This window comes from Microcoleus sp. Pol11C2, assembly GCF_036701505.1.
Taxonomy (GTDB): domain Bacteria; phylum Cyanobacteriota; class Cyanobacteriia; order Cyanobacteriales; family Microcoleaceae; genus Microcoleus.
The window spans coordinates 237,124-239,862 of the sequence record NZ_JAUBQX010000004.1; the positions used below are offsets into that span (position 1 = coordinate 237,124).

1 protein-coding gene is annotated in these 2,739 nt (G+C 44.3%); it reads right to left on the reverse strand.

Annotated elements, in window-relative coordinates; genetic code table 11:
* Positions 1-2,619 (reverse strand): HEAT repeat domain-containing protein (locus QUA42_RS04585; protein ID WP_333135500.1); only part of this gene is annotated, 2,619 nt, incomplete at its 3' end.
* Between the last annotated feature and the right edge of the window lie 120 nt (positions 2,620-2,739).

The following is a 2,739-nucleotide window of genomic DNA, read 5'->3' on the forward strand; positions in this document are numbered from 1 at the left end:
CTCGCACAATAATTCAAATATTCCAGGGTCATCTTTCCACCCCCGTGCTATTTCTTGGACTGCTGCACGTCGCACATTCCAATTATCGTCTGATTGAGCGCGTTGTTTGAGGATAGGTAAGGTTTCCGGGTCATCTTTCCACCCCCGTGCTATTTCTTGGACTGCTGCTTCTCGCACAGGCCAATTATCGTCTGATTGAGCGCGTTGTTTGAGGATAGGTAAGGTTTCCGGGTCATCTTTCCACCCCCGTGCTATTTCTTGGACTGCTGCTTCTCGCACAGGCCAATTATCGTCTGATTGAGCGCGTTGTTTGAGGATAGGTAAGGTTTCCGGGTCATCTTTCCACCCCCGTGCTATTTCTTGGACTGCTGCACGTCGCACATCCCAATTATCGTCTGATTGAGCGCGTTGTTTGAGGATAGGTAAGGTTTCCGGGTCATCTTTCCACCCCCGTGCTATTTCTTGGACTGCTGCACGTCGCACAGCCGAATTATCGTCTGATTGAGCCCATTGTTTGAGGATAGGTAAGGTTTCCGGGTCATCTTTCCACCCCCGTGCTATTTCTTGGACTGCTGCACTTTGCACACCCGAATCATCGTCAGATTGAGCGCGTTGTTTGAGCCAAGGTAAGGTTTCCGGGTCATCTTTCCACCCCCGTGCTATTTCTTGGAATGCTTCACTTTGCACACGCGAATCATCGTCAGATTGAGCGCGTTGTTTGAGCCAAGGTAAGGTTTCCGGGTCATCTTTCCACCCCCGTGCTATTTCTTGGACTGCTGCATATCGCACAGCCATATCATCGTCTGATTGAACCCGTTGTTTGAGGATAGGTAAGGTTTCCGGGTCATCTTTCCACCCCCGTGCTATTTCTTGGACTGCTGCTTGTCGCACAGCCCAACTATCGCCACATTGAGCGCGTTGTTTGAGCCAAGGTAAGGTTTCCGGGTCATCTTTCCAAGTTGCGGCAACTGCTGCTACTGCTTGTCTGTGAATTTCATCAACTAGGATTTTATATTCTAAATGTATAAAAGCAGTGATATTTCCGTATCGAGTTAACTCTTTAACTCGATCGCGCAAATTCCTAGCAATAGCAGCGATCTCATTTCTATTCCTGACTTCAGAAACACACTGCGCCGCCAAAAACAGATTGCTAAACTTTTCGGCTTCCCCATTTTCACCAATCAGGTATTCTAGGATTTTACCTGTAAATCTAGCATCCAGCATTCCCGCCATTAAACGCAACACTTCATGCCAAGACTCATCTCGCCAATGCTCTCGAAAAACTTCAATCAAACCATCTAAATCAAGCGTTTTTTGTTTTTCAAATTGCCGCACAAACTCCCAAGCACAAAAATATTCCAAAAACGTGCGGTGGACAAAAGCAAAATAATCTTCATTGTATCCACCCAAAAAACACAAAATAAAATTGCGATCGCGCAGTTGGTCTACCATCAACTTAGCACAATCAGTTGGCTCAATTCCCCTCAAGCCGCTCAATGAATCAGTAATAGTTTGCCGCAAACCCTCGCGACTAATAATATTTCCTAATTGTTTGCTACTAGACTGCATTGTGTAGGCGATTCGCCCGCAGATACTTTGTTTGACTTCTTCATCAATTACATAAGGGTCAATTCTGTCATTATTTAGTTTTTCTTTCACTTCAAAGTCCCATTTATGCAGCAGCACTTTTGATGCTTCTTCATAGAGTTTCGCCCGAAAGCGCGGTAACTCTTGATTGCGATTCAGAATTCCCATCATCGTCAGCAACAGCGGATTTCCGGCTAATTCTCGAATTGAATTCGATGTCGCAATCGCTTGCTGCAAGCGTTCTAAAAGCTCAGCTTTTTTCAAGCGATCTATTAATGTCAAATCGTGCCACTTCTGGAGAAAAGTTTGAATCTGTTCCGGTTCAAAATCTTGCAGCATAAAGTGATGAAATTCGGCATTTTTCAGCCGCTGCTGCTGGTAGCCAATCACGCGAGAAGTAACGATGGTTTTCACCCTTGGATATTTTTGAGTGAAGCTATGAATTTGGTCAACAATGCGGTTGCGTTTTTGCACCTCAAAGACTTCATCTAGCCCGTCAAACATGACGACAGCGCGACCATCTTGCAGCCATTTGTCCAGGATATTTTTGTCTAAATGCCCGATCCAACTAGAGCCACATTCCATAAACTCTAGGAAATTATTGCACTCTTTTTGATCTTTACTGCTATTGTATTTCCGCAATTCAATCAGTAAGTGAATCGGGTGCAATGACAAGTCATTGGCAGATAATTTTGCCCACTGAAGCGCCAGATATTTTAACAGCGTAGATTTCCCAGAACCCGGATCGCCTAGAATTACTAGATAACGGTAAGTGACATCATCAATCACGTCAAGCACTGAGCGAGTTTGCTGTTGAGTATAAGCTTTTTGGTGGCGTTGAAAATCTTCTGGACTTAGTTCGGCGGCTATGTCCCCCCGTTCCCGCAATCGCTTTTGAATCTCCTTGGGCAATTCATAATCTTTCGGCAAATATTCCTGACACGATCGCGCGTTTTGGGGAATAAATATTTCTTTAATTGTCAGTTTTCCTTCGTATTCTCCAGACCTCTTATCTAAATTGTCTAAATTCAACGAATATTCATATAGTTCTCGCAGTCCTTCTTGATAACTTGCTAGTAATTGCTCAACCCCCTTGACAAGAGAACGAGATAAACATTAGATAAAGGAATGAAAAAACTCCCTGACCTAAAA